This is a genomic window from Bacillus sp. FSL R9-9834 (assembly GCF_038006905.1).
GTDB classification, from domain to species: domain Bacteria; phylum Bacillota; class Bacilli; order Bacillales; family Bacillaceae_G; genus Bacillus_A; species Bacillus_A pacificus.
On record NZ_JBBOWD010000001.1, the window covers coordinates 571,606 to 591,356 of the forward strand.

19 protein-coding genes are annotated in these 19,751 nt (G+C 35.0%); 16 read left to right on the forward strand and 3 right to left on the reverse strand.

The window, feature by feature from the left end:
• Positions 1 to 24: 24 nt before the first annotated feature.
• Positions 25 to 1,329, reverse strand: a complete 1,305-nt coding sequence (locus MKY00_RS02955; RefSeq protein WP_000880457.1) for a CitMHS family transporter — start codon at positions 1,327 to 1,329, stop codon at positions 25 to 27.
• 253 nt (positions 1,330 to 1,582) lie between these two features.
• On the opposite strand from MKY00_RS02955, the gene MKY00_RS02960 reads away from it, so the two are divergent.
• From MKY00_RS02960 to MKY00_RS03030, 15 genes are all read left to right on the forward strand, one after another.
• Entirely contained in the window at positions 1,583 to 1,837 is a 255-nt protein-coding gene (locus MKY00_RS02960) for a biotin/lipoyl-binding protein (RefSeq protein WP_000857646.1), read from the forward strand.
• A 131-nt stretch (positions 1,838 to 1,968) separates the two neighbouring features.
• Positions 1,969 to 2,472 (forward strand): nitrous oxide reductase accessory protein NosL, encoded by a 504-nt coding sequence (locus MKY00_RS02965; protein WP_001259402.1) that lies wholly within the window; start codon positions 1,969 to 1,971, stop codon positions 2,470 to 2,472.
• A gap of 388 nt (positions 2,473 to 2,860) precedes the next feature.
• Positions 2,861 to 3,730, forward strand: a complete 870-nt coding sequence (locus tag MKY00_RS02970; protein ID WP_000287347.1) for an ankyrin repeat domain-containing protein — start codon at positions 2,861 to 2,863, stop codon at positions 3,728 to 3,730.
• Positions 3,731 to 3,877: 147 nt separating this feature from the next.
• On the forward strand, positions 3,878 to 4,558 hold the full coding sequence (locus tag MKY00_RS02975) for a GNAT family N-acetyltransferase (RefSeq protein WP_016716415.1): 681 nt from the start codon (positions 3,878 to 3,880) through the stop codon (positions 4,556 to 4,558).
• A gap of 308 nt (positions 4,559 to 4,866) precedes the next feature.
• Positions 4,867 to 5,433 carry a glycerol-3-phosphate responsive antiterminator gene (locus tag MKY00_RS02980; protein ID WP_000472010.1) on the forward strand — a complete coding sequence of 189 codons (567 nt, stop codon included), beginning with the start codon at positions 4,867 to 4,869 and terminating at the stop codon, positions 5,431 to 5,433.
• Positions 5,430 to 6,527 (forward strand): ABC transporter ATP-binding protein, encoded by a 1,098-nt coding sequence (locus tag MKY00_RS02985; RefSeq protein ID WP_016716416.1) that lies wholly within the window; start codon positions 5,430 to 5,432, stop codon positions 6,525 to 6,527. The genes MKY00_RS02980 and MKY00_RS02985 overlap by 4 nt, the downstream gene beginning before the upstream one ends.
• Positions 6,527 to 7,459 carry a carbohydrate ABC transporter permease gene (locus MKY00_RS02990; protein ID WP_000573570.1) on the forward strand — a complete coding sequence of 311 codons (933 nt, stop codon included), beginning with the start codon at positions 6,527 to 6,529 and terminating at the stop codon, positions 7,457 to 7,459. Before MKY00_RS02985 ends, MKY00_RS02990 begins: the two co-directional genes overlap by 1 nt.
• Positions 7,456 to 8,277: a carbohydrate ABC transporter permease gene (locus MKY00_RS02995; protein ID WP_000635951.1), complete on the forward strand. Its 822-nt coding sequence runs from the start codon at positions 7,456 to 7,458 to the stop codon at positions 8,275 to 8,277. The genes MKY00_RS02990 and MKY00_RS02995 overlap by 4 nt, the downstream gene beginning before the upstream one ends.
• Before the next feature lie 21 nt (positions 8,278 to 8,298).
• A complete protein-coding gene (locus MKY00_RS03000; protein WP_016716417.1) occupies positions 8,299 to 9,675 on the forward strand; it encodes an ABC transporter substrate-binding protein in 1,377 nt (458 codons plus the stop codon).
• Positions 9,676 to 10,075: 400 nt separating this feature from the next.
• Positions 10,076 to 10,780 carry a metallophosphoesterase family protein gene (locus tag MKY00_RS03005; protein ID WP_016716419.1) on the forward strand — a complete coding sequence of 235 codons (705 nt, stop codon included), beginning with the start codon at positions 10,076 to 10,078 and terminating at the stop codon, positions 10,778 to 10,780.
• Positions 10,781 to 10,992: 212 nt separating this feature from the next.
• Positions 10,993 to 11,664: a response regulator transcription factor gene (locus MKY00_RS03010; protein ID WP_001238610.1), complete on the forward strand. Its 672-nt coding sequence runs from the start codon at positions 10,993 to 10,995 to the stop codon at positions 11,662 to 11,664.
• Positions 11,661 to 12,911, forward strand: coding sequence for a sensor histidine kinase (locus MKY00_RS03015; protein ID WP_341034433.1), 1,251 nt, complete (start codon positions 11,661 to 11,663; stop codon positions 12,909 to 12,911). The genes MKY00_RS03010 and MKY00_RS03015 overlap by 4 nt, the downstream gene beginning before the upstream one ends.
• Positions 12,912 to 13,116: 205 nt before the next feature.
• Positions 13,117 to 13,938, forward strand: a complete 822-nt coding sequence (locus tag MKY00_RS03020; protein ID WP_016716421.1) for a hypothetical protein — start codon at positions 13,117 to 13,119, stop codon at positions 13,936 to 13,938.
• A 647-nt stretch (positions 13,939 to 14,585) separates the two neighbouring features.
• On the forward strand, positions 14,586 to 15,716 hold the full coding sequence (locus MKY00_RS03025; protein ID WP_016716422.1) for an RNA-guided endonuclease InsQ/TnpB family protein: 1,131 nt from the start codon (positions 14,586 to 14,588) through the stop codon (positions 15,714 to 15,716).
• A 150-nt stretch (positions 15,717 to 15,866) separates the two neighbouring features.
• The gene (locus MKY00_RS03030; RefSeq protein WP_029141047.1) at positions 15,867 to 16,592 is read left to right on the forward strand and encodes a C39 family peptidase; all 726 of its coding nucleotides are present in this window, start codon (positions 15,867 to 15,869) and stop codon (positions 16,590 to 16,592) included.
• Between the two features lie 40 nt (positions 16,593 to 16,632).
• On the opposite strand, the gene MKY00_RS03035 is transcribed toward MKY00_RS03030, so the two are convergent.
• Positions 16,633 to 17,166: a DUF4871 domain-containing protein gene (locus MKY00_RS03035; protein WP_016716424.1), complete on the reverse strand. Its 534-nt coding sequence runs from the start codon at positions 17,164 to 17,166 to the stop codon at positions 16,633 to 16,635.
• Positions 17,167 to 17,281: 115 nt separating this feature from the next.
• A complete protein-coding gene (locus MKY00_RS03040) occupies positions 17,282 to 18,208 on the reverse strand; it encodes a DMT family transporter (RefSeq protein ID WP_016716425.1) in 927 nt (308 codons plus the stop codon).
• Positions 18,209 to 18,328: 120 nt separating this feature from the next.
• On the opposite strand from MKY00_RS03040, the gene pdxR reads away from it, so the two are divergent.
• Entirely contained in the window at positions 18,329 to 19,750 is a 1,422-nt protein-coding gene (pdxR, locus tag MKY00_RS03045) for a MocR-like pyridoxine biosynthesis transcription factor PdxR (protein ID WP_016716426.1), read from the forward strand.
• Position 19,751 lies beyond the last annotated feature (1 nt).

Here is a 19,751-nt window from a genome sequence, read left to right on the forward strand (position 1 = left end):
ATATGTCCGCTACTGTTTTTTATTTTATATCGGAATAATCCCAATTACAATTCCAGTAATCAACATGACCATTGTCGTTCCAACTGCCCACAATAAAGTGAAGCGTTGATGTTCACCAAAATCAACTTTAGCCATTCCGACTAATAAATAAGTGGATGCAACAAGAGGGCTTAATAAGTGAACAGGTTGCCCGAGTAAGGAAGCGCGTCCCATTTCAGCTGCACTAATTCCGTAAGTGGCAGCAGCTTTCGTTAAAATAGGTAGTACACCGAAATAAAATGCATCATTGGACATGAAAAATGTGAATGGCATACTAAGAAGAGCTGTAATAATTGGTAGTTGTGGTCCAAGAGCGTCTGGTATAAGAGTTACTACACTTTTAGCCATTGCATCTACCATTTTTGTTCCTGATAAAATCCCAGTGAAAATCCCAGCGGCAAATACGAGAGAAACAACCGCTAATACGTTTCCTGCGTGAGAAGCAATACGCTCTTTCTGTTGCTCTAAGTTCGGATAGTTAATCATAACAGCAATAGCGAAAGCGATTGTAAATAAAACAGGTAACGGCATAACTTCTAGTATGAGACAGACAAGTAAGGTAGCAGTTAATAAAAAGTTAATCCATAGAAGTTTAGGGCGCTTATGAACAGCAGCTTCTACTGTTGCAGCTTGCTCATCCATCGTTTGCATTTGTTTTAAATATTGTACATCCATAATGCCTAAACGCTTTCTTTCTTTTTTTCCAAGATAGTAAGCAACGAAAACTACCCAAAGTGCACCAGCAATCATTCCTGGTATAAGTGGTGTAAAGAGCTCTGATGCGTCTAGTCCAAGTGCACTCATAACACGAGCTGTCGGTCCACCCCACGGTGTAAGATTTGTCACGCCTGCACCTAACATAACAACCCCAGCTAATATAAGTGGATTCATTCCAAGGCGTTTATATAGTGGGTACATTGCGGAAACAGTAATCATATACGTTGTCGTTCCATCCCCATCTAATGAAACGATAATTGTAAGAATTGCTGTGCCAACAACAATTTTTAAAGGATCTCCTTTCACAAATTTCAAAATCCTACTAATGACAGGATCGAATAAACCGCTATCAATCATAATTCCAAAATATAAAATGGCAAACATAAGCATAATACCAGTAGGTGCTAGTTTTTGAATTCCTTCTAACATCATAGGTCCCATGTTTGCATAAAAGCCTCCAATTAATGCGAACGTAATTGGAATTAATATTAATGCTACTAGTGCTGACATACGTTTCGTCATAATTAAAAACATAAAGACAAATACCATCGCAAATCCAAGTAGTGCTAACATGTAATCTCCCCCTCAAAATGATTGCGCTTTCAAAATAAAATAAAAATTCAGAAAAAAGGTTTTTTTGTTTATCATAAAAGTATCTATTTGAATGGTAAATAATTTGAAAAATAACATCATTAGAAGCATAATTTTTATTTTGGTCATTTTGTTCACGGTAGTTAATTTGAATTTTTTAAAAATAAGCTGCTCTCCATAAGAATGGTAGAATAAGATGAAAATATTGAAGTGTGAAATAGGGAGTAGATTTTATATGAAAACAAGAATGGAAGAGATTTGTAGTTCTTATGAAGGAAAAGTAGAAGAGATTTTTGTTAATGAATCTTCTTACGTATATGAGTGGGAAAAATTAATGATGATCCGAAAAAATAACGGTGAACTTGAAAAGGTTGCAGTCGGCATCAGTGGAAATATAAGATTAGTAAATGTAGTTGTTGGACAGCAAATTCATACAGGTACATTATTAGTTAGGTTGGAAGATGATTTATTAATTACAGGTTGTGAATGATGAGAGGTGTGTAGAGAGGACTACACATCTTTTTTGTTCCATATATTACAAAAGACACATCGTTTTTTCACAAATCGCACACAAGTTTTTGATATGCTCCTTGTAGAAGATACGGTTAGGGAGGAAATATAATGAGAACAAAGTATGTGATGCTTGCTATATGCTTATTCTTTGTCTTTACAATTGTAGGATGTGGTAAGAAACAAGCAGAGGCTGTGGCAATTGATGAGAAACATGATAAGTGTGATATTTGCCAAATTGGGGTAATGGATAATCAATTTGCAACAGAAATCATTTTAGAAAATGGAAAAGCATTAAAGTTTGATGATATCGGTTGTATGTATAAATGGATGGAGATTAATCCAGGTGAAAAGACGAAAGAAAAATTTGTTCGAGATTATGATTCGAAAGATTGGGTTTCGTTAGAAGACGCTACTTATGTATATGATAAAACAATTACAACACCAATGGCTTATAATGTCATTTCATTTAAAAACAAAAAAGATGCAGAGAGCTTTGTATCTAACTATAAGGGGAAAATTCTTTCGTATAAAGAGCTAGCAGAGCATAAATGGGAAATGAATAAAGAAATGATGGGGAACCCGAAAAAGGGAAATCACGGTGCGCATCATTAATACTAGAAAAAGACAACTATATAGTTGTCTTTTTCTAGTATTATTCAGGTGCAAATATAGAAAAGGTGTAAAATTTTTAGAAGAACGGTTACAATGGAATATAGTAACCTAAAGCAATCATTTATCCCGCTTTAATGGGCAGTAAGACCCCACCTCAAAATGCAACGAAAGCAAAGAAGTTAGGTGGGGGTCGGGCTGCCCATAAAAGCCCGATTGGTTCAACTAATAATCAGTGGGGGATGAAGAAAACCCCCACTGATTAAAGTTTCACTTTATGTACTTTTTAGAAATGTATACAAATGCGGTAAAATCGTGCTAAACTAATTGCTTCGCTAATATAAGTTTAGATAATCCGATTAAAGAAGGAATATAAAGGGCTTATGGATAAATGTACTCAAGAAGAGTTATTGTATGTGATGGAGGAATGGTTAAGAAAACATTATCTTTCATAGGAGCTGTAGTTGTGAGAAAACAAAAAATTTTATTATGTATGTTATTAGGACTTTTAATGACGGTAGTGGCTTGCGATAAGCAAGAAGAGCCAGAATCGAAACCGGTTCATGTGAAAAACGAAAAGAAAAAAGAGAAGCATAAAGAACAGGAAGAATCTAAAGAAGAAAAAAGTATAAATTTAATGGACAAACAGTTGCTACTTTCTGCAACTCTTGGAGACACAGAAACAGCTATGAAGTTGATCCAAGATGGAGCGAATATAAATGTAGAAGGTGACAACGGAGAAACACCTGTCCTTGCAGCAACGTACCAAAATCATGTAGAGACAGTGAAAGCATTAATTGGTGCAGGGGCTAATATTGAAATTAAAGATGAGAAACAAAGCAATCCACTTCTTTATGCAAGTAGAGAAGGCTATACGGATATTGTAAAAGTATTAATTAATGCAGGAGTTAATACGAAAGAAACGACTAAGTCAGGTGGAACAGCACTTATTTCTGCATCTGAGCGTGGCCATGTAGAGGTCGTAAAAGAATTGTTAGAGCATACAGATATTGATGTGAATTATAAAAATGCTCGTGGTGGAACAGCTTTAGTAGAAGCAATCGTATTAGGAAATGGTAGTGAAAACCATAAGAAAGTAATTCAAATGCTTATTGACCACGGGGCAGATGTAAATATGGCCAATAAGGAAAATATTACGCCACTGCAATATGCTGAAAAAAGAGGTTTTAAAGATATTGCAAATATGTTGAGGGCAGCTGGAGCGAATGAAGTAGTACAGCCACAACAACCAGTAGAATAAAAAACGAAAAATAATCCCATTTAGATAGACAGAATGAAGAAATCAGTTAGCATGATGGATTCAGTAATGTGTATGTAAATGGGATTTTTATTTTGAGCATGAAAAATAGATTGTAAATGGTATATGAAGTAACTAAGGAGGATATAAATGAGGCTCTCAGAACTTGATTTAATAGCAATTCAAGTAGAGGTTTTATTTGTTCATAATCAAGTAGGGAAAATGAAATATGTAAATGAACAAGGAAATCCGAAAGCACCACGTTTTTTTCTTGGCAGAACTCGTGAAGGGAGTATAACGAGATATCATTGTGATCTGGATGATGAAATGGTAAGTAAGATTGAGAACTTAATTCGAGAACCTTCAAATCACATAGAGGTAGCAAAGATTATTCATGTATTAAATGAAGAAAGAACAGTAAAAAATATTTGGATGGGCCCTGCTTTCATGTTCTCTAATAATTTACATAAGCCAACTAGAACAATACAGATAACAGAGAAGAATAAAGAGCTTTTACGAGAAAATTTTCCTCATCTAATAGAACAGATGGAGTGGAGGCAACCTTACCTTGCAATTGTAAAAAATGAAAAGGTAGTTTCTATATGTTGCAGTGCTAGGAGTACACCTGTAGCTGCTGAGGCGAGTGTGGAAACTTTAGCGGAGTTTCAAGGGAATGGATATGGTACTGATGTTGTTACAGCCTGGGCGATATCAATACAAGAAGAAAACCGCATTCCACTTTATAGTACTTCTTGGGATAACTTTGCTTCACAAGCAGTTGCAAGAAAACTAAAACTGATTAACTATGGAATGGATTTGCATATTACTTAAATTTTAAAGATAGTGGTTTACTGTTGGGGGTTTATTTTTATATCTAGATTAATGTTAAGGGGATATGGTGAATATTAACATTCGGTTAACGGCTAATTAACAATCTATCAAAACTGACTTAATAAATGCGTAATATAGTAAAGGTAATAAAATAACTAGGGTAGAGAACATTTGAGAACACCCGCTTACATATAACGTGCCACTTTCTTAGGTGTGCTCTATTCCCTAGAGTTCAAATAAGGAGAAAGGTGTTCTATGTAAGTAGGTGTTTTTAGTTTGGATAAAAACAGAAAAGTTAGGTGGAATGTATGTTTAAAGAACCTTATATTGCGATGATAAAGGATTGGAAAGGATACAACACATACAAAAAATTACCGAAAACAGTTTTTCTTATGACGGGTTCAATGCTGGAATTACCAGAGCGTGTATATGAATTACAGAAACATGGACATGATGTCTTTCTTCATTGTGATTTTATACAAGGTTTAAATACGAATACAGAGGAAGCACTTTTGTATATTCAAGACGTTATCGGAGCACAAGGCATTATTTCAACAAAAGGATCGACAATTCGAAATGCCAATAAAATTGGATTAAAAACGATCCAACGTATTTTTATTGTCGATACTTTATCTCTTACAAAATCAATTGAAAATTGTAAAACGACTAAACCGAATGCAGTAGAGATTATGCCTGGTATTATGCCTTCCATTATTAAGCAGTTAGCAGAGGAAATAGAATTTCCTATCATTGCAGGCGGATTGATTCAAACGCGAGAAGATGCAGAAGTTGCCATTCGTGCAGGAGCGAGTGCGATTTCGACGAGTCACTATGAAGTATGGATACAAGAAGAAAAAAGGAGTGCAATCTTGTGATTGAATTGAAAAATGTTTCAAAGGTATATAAAAATGCAGAAGAGACAGCGGTTAAGGGTGTATCGGTTCACATTAAGAAGGGCGAGTTTTTTGTTTTAGTTGGGCCTTCAGGATGTGGGAAAAGCACATTATTACGAATGATCGCTGGCCTAGAAGAAATTTCTTCGGGGGATTTAATTATTAATGAACGTGTTGCTAATGATTTAGAGCCGAAAGATCGTAATCTATCAATGGTATTTCAAAATTATGCACTATACCCACACTTATCTGTAGAAGAAAATATTTTATTTGGACTTAAGGTAAGGAAAGTACAAAAAGAAGAGCGGCAAAAGAGATTAATGGAAGCTATTGAAATGGTAGGGCTGAAAGAGTATGTGAAAATGAAACCAGGTCAATTATCAGGTGGACAAAGACAGCGTGTTGCGCTTGCTAGAGCAATCGTGAGCCAAGCACCGATTTGTTTAATGGATGAACCACTTTCGAATTTAGACGCGAAATTACGTGCGCAAATGAGAATTGAAATTAGAGAAATTCAGCAGCGTTTAGGAATTACAATGATTTACGTTACTCATGATCAAATAGAGGCGATGACTATGGGGGACCGTATCATGGTTTTAAATAAAGGAAGTATACAGCAAGTTGGAACACCGCTTGACATCTATAACGAACCAGCAAATGAATTTGTTGCAAGTTTTATAGGGTCTCCTTCGATGAATATAAATGATGGAGAAGTAGACAAAGAAAAAGGTGTATTACATATAGGGCAATTGCAAATTCCGTTATCTATTGGACAGTTAAAGCAATTACCAGAAGGAATAATTCGCATAGGCATGCGTCCTGAGCATATTGCCCTGTCTGAGGAAGGACAAGAAGTTACGCTACAATCTGTAGAAGTATTAGGCAACGAATCTATATTAAACTTCGCAATAAATGGAACAACTTGGAGTGCAAAAGTCATTGGACAGCTACTCCTGAACAAAGGTGACAAAGTAAAATTATTATTCTCACAAGATAAGTTATGCTTCTTTCATCAAAATACGAATGAACGATTAAAAGTGGTAGCTGAAGAAGAGTTGAAAGTGGTGGCGAAATAATGATTGAAGTAGGCAAGTTACCAGCCCAAGCAAAGGTGGTAAAAAAGAAGAATTTATGGAGTAGAACGAAAGAGTTAAGAATAGGATTATTATTTTTAGCGCCATCTATTTTATTGTTCTCGATTTTTCTTTTTTATCCATTATTTAGGACGATTTACTATAGCTTTTATTTAACAGATATACACGGAGAAGCTAATCTTTTCGTTGGCTTAGAAAATTATCAATACTTATTTTCTGATCCTGCTTTCTACAAAAGCATAAAGTCAACTTTATTATTTGTTGTATATACAGTGCCTACGAGTATTATACTCGCTTTATTTCTTGCATTGATTGCAAATGGAAAAGTAAGAGGTATTGGGGTATTCCGTGTGTTATTTTCTTCCACTATGGGAATATCAGTAGCTGCTAGTGCGGTGATTTGGCTATTTTTATTTCATCCAAGTGTCGGATTATTTAATAATATATTAGCCTCTATGAATCTACCTGCAATCGCATGGTTAACGAGTCCAGATTGGGCATTGTTCTCTGTATCAGTTACAACGGTTTGGGTGAATACAGGATTTGCATTTTTAGTTATATTAGGTGGTTTACAAAACATTGATACGTCTTTATATGAAAGTGCATCTATAGATGGTGCTAGCTATTTATATAAGCTTCGTCGTGTTACATTACCGATGCTATCACCAACTTTATTCTTTATCGTGACAGTAACGTTAATTAGTGCGTTCCAAAGCTTCGGACAAATTGATATTTTAACGCATGGTGGACCAAATGATGCAACGAATTTAATTGTATATTCGATTTATAAAGAGGCATTTGTGAATCATCAATTTGGAACAGCAAGTGCACAAGCGATGGTATTATTTATTTTCATTTTCATTGCTACATTACTTCAATTCAAGTTTGCTGAGAGAAAGGTGCATTATAAATGATTGTTAAACAGTGGAAACAAAATTTCCTATTATACATGCTGCTCATTATTAGTGCAGTAATGGTGTTTTTTCCTGTACTCTATGCATTTTTAATAAGCTTTATGACACCAGACGATATTCAAATGAGAAGGTTATTTCCGACTCAATTTACTTTTGATAATTTTATTAATATTTTTCAAAAAGTACCGCTTTTTACATACTTATATAACAGTTTAGTTGTATCGACAGTTGTTATGATTGGACAACTTATCGTATCAAGCTTAGCAGCGTATGCTTTCGTCTTTCTTCAGTTTAAAGGAAGAAATCTTATTTTCTTCCTGTTTATTTCAACGATGCTTATTCCGTGGGAAGCGACGATGGTACCTAACTTTTTAACGATTCAAAACTTTGGTTGGATCAATAGCTTCGCTGGAATGACAGTGCCGTTTTTTGCAACAGCTTTCGGTATTTTCTTACTACGTCAACACTTTATGACGCTTCCGAATGAACTGAAAGAAGCTGCTTTTATTGAAGGGATTGGAAATGTAAAGTTTTTATTTAGCGTTGTAATTCCGTATTGTAAAACGAGTTTTATTACGCTTGGAGTATATAGTTTTTTAACAACATGGAATATGTACTTATGGCCACTTTTAGTGACCACTGATGAAAAGGTAAGAACAGTCCAAATTGGTGTGAAGCAGCTTCAGTCTCAAGAAGTTGCAACTGATTGGGGAAGCGTAATGGCCGGTGTTACGGTTATCGTAATTCCGACATTGATTCTACTATTTTTAGGGCAAAAGCAATTACAACAAGGATTAACAAAAGGTGCAATTAAATAACTAAGAGAAGGTGAGATTAAAATGGGTCTAGTTAAAAAAGGTGCTGCTCTATTAATGATAGCAACAATGGCATTATCTAGTGCAGCTTGTTCAAATAGTAAAACAGAAGGAAAACCGGAAGCGCAGGCAAAAGTAGCACCAGTTGAAAAAAATGGTGATAAAACTGTAATTCGTTTTTGGCATGCGATGGGTGGAAAAACACAAGGCGTGCTAGATGGGCTTGTTGCAGACTATAATAAGTCGCAAAATAAATACGAGATAAAGGCGGAGTTCCAAGGGACATATGAAGAGTCTTTAACGAAATTTAGAACGATGTCTGCTACGAAAGAAGCGCCAGCCCTTGTTCAGTCGAGTGAAATTACAACAAAATATATGATTGATAGTAAAAAGATTACGCCAATTGATAGTTGGATAAAAAAAGATAAGTACGATACTTCAAAGTTGGAAAAAGCAATTACAAATTATTATTCAGTTGATGGAAAAATGTATTCTATGCCATTTAATTCATCTACACCAGTATTAATTTATAATAAAGATGCTTTCGCAAAGGCGGGCTTAGATCCAGAGAAAGCTCCAAAAACATATGCGGAATTACAAGAAGCAGCGAAAAAGTTAACGATTAAAGAAGGCGGAAATGTAAAACAATATGGATTTTCAATGCTGAATTATGGTTGGTTCTTTGAAGAATTGTTAGCGACACAAGGCGCTTTATATGTAGATAATGAAAATGGTCGTAAAGATGCTGCAAAGAAAGCTGTATTTAACGGTAAAGAAGGACAGAAAGTATTTGGGATGCTAGATGAGTTAAATAAAGCTGGTGCACTAGGAAAGTATGGAGCAAGTTGGGATGATATTCGTGCGGCGTTCCAGTCTGGACAAGTTGCTATGTATTTAGATTCTTCAGCAGGTGTTCGTGATTTAATTGATGCATCTAAGTTTAATGTAGGCGTTTCATATATTCCATACCCAGAAGATTCAAAACAACATGGTGTTGTTATTGGTGGAGCATCATTATGGATGACGAATATGGTTTCAGAAGAAACACAACAAGGTGCTTGGGACTTTATGAAATATTTAACGAAGCCAGACGTACAAGCAAAATGGCATACTGCAACAGGCTACTTCTCTATTAATCCAGATGCATATAATGAACCATTAGTAAAAGAGCAATATGAAAAATATCCACAGTTAAAAGTAACAGTAGATCAATTGCAAGCGACGAAACAATCTCCAGCAACACAAGGTGCTTTAATTAGTGTATTCCCAGAATCACGAGATGCAGTTGTAAAAGCATTAGAAGCAATGTATGACGGAAAGAATAGTAAAGAAGCGTTAGATGAAGCTGCAAAAGCTACAGATAGAGCAATTAGCATTTCAGCTCGTACGAGTCAAAAATAAGAGAAAGCCGTATCCGAAAAAGGATACGGCTTTTTTTAGGAGATAAGGGATCAAAAAAATGAAGAAGTCTTATCTCTTTTATATGAGTAAAGGGTCTAGAATGAATCTTGTCCTTTTCATTATTTGTTTAACTCCATTGCAACTTGTTTGCCATTTACGAAAACCTCTGCTACTGCTACCATAACTTCCATCACTTTTTTCATATCTCATCTCTCCTTGTTTTTTGTTTCATTTCTTACTTTTAGTATAAGGAAATATAGCAATCGCAACCATCGAATTGGATGACAAGAGACTTACATTGTTGTAAGGATAATCGTTGTATCTGTAATAAATGCGGTTTTAATCTACAATTCTGAAGTTTCTGTCGTTTTGAACTATAATTAGAAAGAGGGGTGATAATATGAAAAGAATTCTTGTTATTAGTGATATTCATGGAGAAATAGAAAAGTTCGAACAGTTACTGGAAGAAGCTCAATACGATGCAAAACAGGATCAATTAATTTTACTGGGAGATTATGTGGATCGTGGTCCAAATGCGCGTGCAGTAATTGAAAAAGTAAAAGAGTTAAAAGAAGATGGAGCCTTCGTTCTAAAGGGCAATCATGAAGATATGATGATTAAGGCGTTAACGACTGATGAGGAACGTTCATGGAACCATTGGGTAAAAAGGAATGGTGGAGACAAGACGTTATACAGCTATGGATTTGTAGAAGAAGATATTGTGGTTAATGAGGGGAATTTCCAAAAAAAGATTTTACAATCTCGTGTATTAGATGAACATGTAAAGTTTATTCAGGAATTAGATCATTACATTGAAACAGAAAAGTATATATTTGTACATGCTGGTGTTGAGCCATTGAAACGAGTTTCTGAATGTGAACCATATACGTTAATGTGGATTCGTAATGAGTTTCATAGTGGGTATAGTGGTGAAAAGGTTGTTGTATTTGGTCATACGGAAACAAAAACGCTTCACGGTAGTGAGAATTGTGGCGTATATTTTGGGAGCAATCGTATTATAGGAATTGATGGCGGTGCTGTATATGGCGGCCAGCTAAATTGTTTAGAATTGCCGAGCAAAAGGGTATATGTAGTGAAAAATTGAAAGAGATAAGGGAAATCTTATTTCTTTCAATTTTTTATTAAGGTAAATTTAAGGAAGAGTCTTTATAATTAATCTTTAAAATTCTGTATCAAGAAAAAGTGTAGAAAGAACGAATTAAAAATGAAGTTACAAAATATGATTATATTCTTTTGTTAGGAAAAGCAGGAATGTGATTATAAATAGAATCGAACGATATGGTGGAAGGTGAGAATATGCGCTTACTCGTAGTAGAAGATAATGCTTCTTTATTAGAGTCCATTGTCCAAATATTATGCGATGAATTTGAAGTAGATACAGCATTGAATGGAGAAGATGGATTATTTCTAGCATTACAAAATATATATGACGCTATTTTACTTGATGTGATGATGCCAGAAATGGACGGTTTTGAAGTAATTCAAAAAATACGTGATGAAAAGATTGAAACACCTGTCTTATTTTTGACAGCGAGAGATTCTTTAGAAGATCGCGTGAAAGGGTTGGATTTTGGCGGGGATGACTATATCGTTAAGCCGTTTCAGGCCCCAGAATTAAAAGCAAGAATTCGTGCTTTATTAAGGCGAAGTGGTAGTTTAACAACGAAGCAGACTATTCGATATAAAGGGATTGAACTGTTTGGAAAAGATAAAGATGTTCAAGTAGATGGACAAAGTATGAAGTTAACATTAAAACAATATGAGCTTCTAGAGTACCTCGTTCAAAATAGCGGAAAGATTTTAATGCGTGAACAAATTTTTGATCGTGTTTGGGGATTTGATTCAGATACGACAGTGGCAATTGTAGAAGTGTATGTACATCATTTACGTAAAAAATTAGAGCCATTCGGTTATCAGAAAGATATTCAAACCGTTAGAGGTATTGGATATATATTAAAAGAACAATGAACAAGGGAAGTATGTTTCAGAAGACGCGTATTCGATTGACTATATTGAATTCATTAGTATTTATCATTTTGATAGGCGTATTAGGTAGTATCATTTATTCTTACACATATAAGCGTATTTATAGTGGAGTAAATGAATCGATAGAAAAAGCCGTTCAACATAGAAAGAATGCAGATGATAAAAAACTACCTAAAAAAATTAGGGGATATCCTCCAATTGGGGATCCAAGGATAATGGAGTTAACTTGGATGGGAAACACGGTGGAGATAGATATTGAAAACGGCAAACGTCGTTTTATCTTTGAAGATAATTTGGAAAAGTTTTCTCCAAAGAAATTAGGAACTTTGCAAGATATAGAAGTACAAGGACAATATTTTAGAATATTTGCATTTCAGAAAGATGCAAAAATAGTTCAAATTGCAAGGGATATAACAGCTGAAAAAGAAATGTTACATACTTTATTTTTAATTCTTGTGATAGGTTGTAGCGTAGGAAGTTTATGTGCAATAGGAATTGGCTTTTTCTTAGCTGGCAGGGCACTTGTACCCATTCAAAATTCATGGGAAAAACAGCAGCAATTCGTTTCTGATGCATCACATGAACTAAGGACACCCCTTGCAGTTATTCAATCAAAAACAGATGTTTTATTCCAGTCACCATCCGCTACGATAGAAGAAAAAGCGATGGATATTTCTACAATTTCAAAAGAATGTAGGCGGTTATCAAAACTCGTTAGTAATTTATTATTGCTAGCACGTTCTGATTCTAATCAAATTGAGATGGATAAGAAAACATTTGAACTCGATAAATTGTTAGAAGAAATAGTAGCTCCATATAAGGAGATTGCTTCTTATCAAGAAAAAGAAATGATATTAAAAGTAGAACGTGGCGTATCTTTTATGGGTGATAGAGAGCGGATTCATCAAATGATGGTCATATTGTTAGATAATGCGATGAAGTATACGAATGAAGGTGGTCATATTCAAATCGATTGTACGCAAATGAACAGTTCAATTCGTATACGAGTGAAAGATGATGGGATAGGAGTGAAAGATGAGGATATCCCAAAACTATTTAATCGTTTTTATCAAAGGGATAAAGCGAGAAGTGCGTCAGAAGGAGCGGGATTAGGCCTTTCAATCGCGAACTGGATTGTAGAAAAGCATTATGGGAAAATATTAGTAGAGAGCAGATGGGGAGAGGGTACTTGTTTTGAAGTGATTCTTCCGAAAAACCAAAGAATATAAGTGAGAAGACGATCTTGTTTTTACAAGGTCGTCTTTTTTTAAGGGAAAGTTAAGAAACTATTTTTAACATGTATTATATACGGAAAGTTCGCCCTATAAAGAAGCGATTATAAAAAGGTATTTGAGTAGATTACATCGATCATAATATAGTATTAAAATTTTATGGGAATGATGGAAAAGAAAGTGTAAGAGGGAGGAATTAATTTTGAAAAAGAAAATGATGACGGTATTCACTATTGGAGTAATGAGTTTAAGTATATTAGGGGGTGCCTCTCCTTCTGAAACATCAAAAGGAAAGACAGATTACAAGCAGCGCAGCAAAGAACAATTAAACAATGGAAAGATACATGCTGTGCATACAGAAGAAAAGGCGGAGAATTTAGGGATTGAAACGGCAGGGAAAGAACAAATTACGCTAGAAAAAGAAATCCATGAGACGGAAGTAGGAAGAGAAGCAGAACAGTTAGGAATTTCGATTGAAGGAAAAGATGTTGGAACTCTTTCAGAAGAAATCTATGAAACAAAAGTGAAGCAAGAAGCGTTAAAGCTAGGCATATCAATAGAAAATACATCAATTGTAAATTTGATTACTCAAATTAATACGATTAAAATTAGCGATGAAGCGGATAAATTAGGTATTTCAACAAATGGAAAAGAAATAGAGGAAATTGCGGAAGAAATCTATGGAACGAAAGTAAGAGAGGAAGCAGGGAAGTTAGGTATTTCAAAAAAAGGAAAAGAGATAGAAGAGTTAGCACAAGAAGTGTACGAACAAAAAGTGCAAGAAGAGGCAAAAAAATATCATATTGATTTGTATGGGAAAGATATATATCAAGTATTAAGTGAAATTAATGAACAAAAGGTGTTACAAATGGCAGATGAACTTAATATGGATAAAACGAATATGAACACTCAAGAACTAGCAGAAAAAATAAAAAAAGATCAGCCTGAAAAAGGAAAAGAACTAAATTTTGTACCGGTAATTCGCACGGATGCGGACGCGTTTTATTCGTATTTAACGAACTAAGAAGGGTAACTAACTGTTACGATTTATTTAACCAATTATAACGAAAGTTAATTAAATATATCAGTAAGCCCTGCTAGTCAAGTGATTGGCTAGTAGTGAGGGTTAACTGCGGGCAATCCCTAAAGCTGATTGAACTACAACGTGGCTAGAAATAGTGAGCGTGAATGTCGCGAAAGCAGAAAAAATCAATCAGATGGTGCAAGGTTAAATCCTAAACACTAGAACAATGGGTCTTCCGCCTCGAATCATCTAAGTCAAAAGTGATAAGATGAACGTTCAACGACTATCTCGTATAACTGACGAGAGTACACCACAAGCCTATGGTGGTGGAAAAATCCTCTATCTCTAAAGAGATAAACATATAGTCTGCGCTCATGTGAAAACATGAGAAGTTCATAAGAGAACTGGCTAAGGAATTGCGCCCTTAGTTGAACGAGATACATTTAATTAAATCTATCAAACCTCATTGAACATACCGAACGTACGTGCTATGATAGGTTCAATGAGGTAAGAATAATAATGAAATTTTTACGAGTTAGTCAAGTATCAGAATTAACAGGTTTGCATCCGAGTAGTCTCAGGAGAATGCTGGTGGAACACGCTACGATTCAGAAGAACAAATCTTTCATTAAAGGAGTTACATTCTGATGATATTGGCGAAGAAAGTTAGACTGATTCCAACGCCTGAACAAGAACAAGTGCTGAGAAACCATGCTGGTGCTGCAAGATTCGCTTATAACTATTGTAAAAGAATGAGTGATAGATACTATAAGCTATTTGGAAAATCTGTTTCACAGTTAGCTTTACAGAAACGATTTACAAAGATCAAGAAGCGAAAGAGGTATGAGTGGTTAAAAGAAATCAATGCACAAGTTCCTAAACAGGCTTCAAAAGATTTTGATACGGCGAGAAAAAATTCGTTCAAAAAGTACAAAAATGGGTATCACACTTCTTATAAATCCAAAAAAGATTTGATTCAAGGATTTTATGCCAATTATGAAAGACTGATTATAGGAAAGAGAGTAGTTCATATTCAGTCTATTGGAGAAGTGAAAACAAGCCAACAACTACCAAGAAATAAAAAACCATCCAATCCAAGAGTTACCTTTGATGGTCGTTACTGGTGGATTAGTGTAGGATTCCAAGAAGACTTTGAATCACAAGAACTAACGAATGAATCGATTGGTGTGGATGTTGGTTTAAAAGAACTTTTTGTAGCTTCTAATGGTATGAAAGAACGAAATATAAACAAAGATGCCAAGGTTAAAAAACTTTTGAGAAGGAAAAAGTCAGCGCAAAGAGATATGTCTAGGAGATTTAAAAAAGGTGTGAAAATTCAATCTGCTGGATATGAAAAAGCAAAAATCGAGCACCTGCGGTTATCTAGGAAAATTATGAATATCCGAAATAACCATATCCATCAAGCAACAGCTAAATTGGTGAAAACCAAACCAATGAGAATTGTTGTGGAAGACTTATTTATCTCAAACCTGTTAAAAAACAAAAAACTATCGAAAGCATTTTCATTTCAAAAATTAAACTTCTTCTTTCAATGTTTATCATACAAGTGCGAGAAGTATGGCATTGCGTATGTAAAAGCTGATAAATGGTTCGCCTCAAGCAAGATTTGCTCATGTTGCGGAGTAAAATACGACCATTCAGTTCAACCAGAAGGACAGTGGAGTTTAAAAATACGTGAGTGGCGTTGTGCTTTATGCAATAGCCATCACGATCGGGATGTAAATGCGTCGATAAATTTATCAAGATGGGTAAAATAAATGCTTGATAATAGGAGGTAACGATACTGCCTCGTGTGGAGTGTTATACCCCTCGTCCCTTCGGGGTTGCGAGAACACGATGAAGCACTAACTTGTATAAATTTGATTGAATTGTATAGATTTAGTTAAGTTTATCGTATCGGCGTGAGAGTGATACGGAAATGGAAGTGGTATATATGTATGGCCTTACTGGGTATAGTAGCATGGAACGTATACACAAATGGAATTACAAAGTATGTGGAGAAGTTAACATTCTTCAATATACAAAGCGGAATGAGTAATAATGATGAAAAGGTCATCTTATCAAATGTACCTTTCATTCAGCAGTTACCAGAGTTAGATAGAGGTTGTGAAGTGACGAGCTTAGCGATGATGTTACAATACGCAGGTATTACAGTGGATAAGATGAAATTAGCAAACGAAATAAAGAAAGTTGATTTTATGAAAGATGGTGTACGTGGGAATCCGAATGAAGGATTTGTAGGAAATATTTATACCTTTTCTGAATCAGGATATGGTGTATATCATGGACCACTTTTTCAATTAGCGAAAAAGTATTTACCTAATAAAGCTGTGGACTTAACAGGGAAGAGTATAGAAGAACTTTATAAGAGTGTAACATCAGGACAACCGGTAGTCATGATTACAAATGCAACATTTGCGCCATTAGATGAAGATGAATTTACTACATGGGAAACAAATAGTGGAGATGTTTCTATTACGTATAATGAACATTGTGTAGTACTTGTTGGATATGATAAGGAATTTGTATACATTCGAGATCCTCTAAGTGATAGTTTAGATGTAAAGGTACCGAGAGAAAGTTTTGAAAAGGCATGGGTACAAATGGGGAGTCAGGCGATTAGTTATGTATAAGATAAATAAAATGAAGGAGGCTACTTTAGCCTCCTTCATTTTATTTGTTTTCTGTCGCATTGATTACAAACTGATCATAATATTTTTCATTCACATATATATTTAATAACCATAATCCAGATGAAGGTAGTGACATAGTGAGAGGGAGTTCGTTTGTAGTGGAATCAATTGTATTTGAAGTAGTCCAAGTTGGTTTGGAAGTTTCTTGTTGAAAGAGTACGGGTGTTGGAGTTACTGATCCTTGCTTTAGTGCAATAATAGATAGTTTTCCAGTGGGCATTTTGGGATCTAAAAAGTACCACATCATTTCATTTTTTTCATTTGCGATAATAGGGCTATCGGCCATTGCAATTTTGTCTTCGATACCTCTTAAAGGTATTTTTTCTTGTATGAAGGAGGGTGTTTCTTCCCAATTTACATCTTTTAAAATGCTAAGGTGAAAGAAGGAAGGTGCATTAACTTGAGTGGATGACGTTGCGATAGCTTCTTTTTTAGGTAATTCTGAATCAGGTTGCAATTGCGAGCATCCAGTGATGAGAAAGAAGAACAGTAGCATAGTTCCGATTTTTTTCATGGTGCCACACTCCTAATTTTGATTGTTAGTGTAATTGTATTTGCTAGAAAGCGGGACAATTCCTTTAAAGTATAAAAAGAGGTCGTAAGTTTTGTACGACCTCTTTTGACATTTTTTATATTTGTTCAGATGTAAAGGCTGGCTCATTCTCTTTTTGTGGCATCGTTAAGAAAATAACAGAAAGAACGATACATACGCCGCCTAATAATTGATATGCTCCAAAAGATTCATTCAGCCAAGCGATTGAAACGATGGCAGCTACAAGTGGTTCAATACTAGATAAAATGCTTGTTTCTGTTGCTGCTAAATATTTCAGACTACCGATATAAAGAAGAAAAGAAAGAGTTCCACTTATGATGATAAGAATAAGCATTGAAAAAGTTTTTGTTGTAAAAGTTTGCGAAAGCTGAGTCCATCCAAACGAGCGATTACAAATAAGCAGGGCAATGCCGCCAATTAACATCCCCCATCCAATTACTAGGGTTGTTCCGCATTCTTTAATAAGGGAAGCTGGATGAAGGGTATAAAATGCAAATCCAATTGCTGTTAATAGGCCAAAAATAATGGCTTCTTTCGATAAAACAATATTTTCAATTGAACCGTTTGTAATAATAAAGTACGTTCCCGTTAGCGCAGTTACAATTGCGAGTAGTTGCATAGAAGCAGGGAATTTTCGTTGTTCAAATGCGACATAAATGGTAATAAAAACAGGACCTAGAAATTGAAATAGCGTTGCTGTGACCGCATTACTAATATGAACTGTTTCGATAAAGGCGTATTGTGCACCGAGCATGCCGAGAATAGAGAAAATAATAAGTTGTATAGAATGTCTAGGGTGTTTCCAAATTTGAAAAATGTTTTGTTTCTTTATCAGTAAAAAAGATAAAATAAATATTCCCGCAAGCAGCAATCGAATTGTTAAAAAATCAATTGAGGATACATTAGTATGCTGAAATAGCCACTGAATCATTGGACCAGATAATCCCCATAATGTAGCTCCTGTAATAATCATAATGAGTCCGATACGTCTACCATTGTTCATTATCATGTTTCTCCTCTCCAGTATTTGATTTTTTATGTGTGACATGATAAAAGGAATTATATATAACTTCTGGTACTGTAAAAAGTATCAGATTTCAGTTTTATTAAGGGGTCAGATATCATGTTAGAATTAACGCCTAATTTAAATGTGAATAGTAAAAGAGCATTGTACGTGCAATTGTATGAGTATATAAAAAAAGAGATTAAAGATGGAACGATTGTCCCTTTTACGAAATTACCGGCTAAGCGAAAGTTAGCGATACATTTACAAGTAAGTAAAAATACAGTAGAGGCAGCGTACGAACAATTACTTGCAGAAGGTTATATTGAGTCGATATCGAGAAAAGGTTATTTTGTATGCAAGATTGAGCAAATGGTTCATGTAGAGGATAGCGAAGAGAGAATAGAAGAAGTACTGTTTCAGGAGAAGAGTTATAAATTTGACTTTACACAAACAGGCATTGATACAAATGCTTTTCCATTCAATATGTATCGGAAAATTGTAAATGAAGTATGGCAGCCGTATAATAACGAACTTCTCTTTCTAGGACACCCTCAAGGGGAAGCGAGCTTAAGAGAAGAGATTACGAATTATTTGTATGAATCTAGAGGTGTACGTTGTTCAGCTAGTCAAATTGTATTAGGTGCGGGAACACAAATATTAGTGAAACTATTGTTTCAATTGTTAAAGGGAAGCAATTATGCAGTGGAAAACCCAGGGTATCATAGGAAAATGGTCGTTTTTGAACAGGGAGAAGAGAAGGTTCAAATGTTGTCTTTAGATAGGGACGGCATTTGTATGGCAGATTTAGAAAATAGCAATGCGAATGTTGTATTTGTTACACCTTCCCATCAGTTTCCGTATGGAATGATTATGCCTATTACGAGAAGGACGCAGCTTTTACAATGGGCGAAGAAAGCGAAAGACAGGTATATTATTGAAGATGATTATGATAGTGAATTTCGCTATTCTGGAAAGCCTATACCGGCGCTGCAAGGGTTAGATACAGAGGGGAAAGTTATTTATATGGGGACGCTATCTAAAGCATTATTGCCATCGCTACGGATGAGCTATATGGTGTTGCCGAAGAAATTAATTAAAAAGTATCAACAGCAATATTTATTTTATACACAAAGTGTTTCAAGAATGGACCAAGAAGTGATTAGAAAGTTTTTAAATGAAGGCTATTGGGAAAAACATATTCATAAAATGCGTGTCGTCTACCGAAAAAAGAGGGATCGACTTGTCTTTGAAATAGAAAAGTATTTCTCTAATCGTGTTGAAGTGATAGGAGAAGATTCAGGATTGCACATTTTATTACAAGTGCATAATGGAATGCGAGAAGAAGAATTAATTCAAGAAGCTGCGAAACATAGTATTAAAGTATATCCTGTTTCTACGTACTATAAAGACGGTACTGCACCTGAAAATGTCGTTTTACTTGGGTTTGCGATCTTATCAGAAGAAGAAATTGCAAAAGCGATTCAACTATTAAATACAGCGTGGTTTAGAAAAAAAGTAAAAAAACATCCTCATACATGAG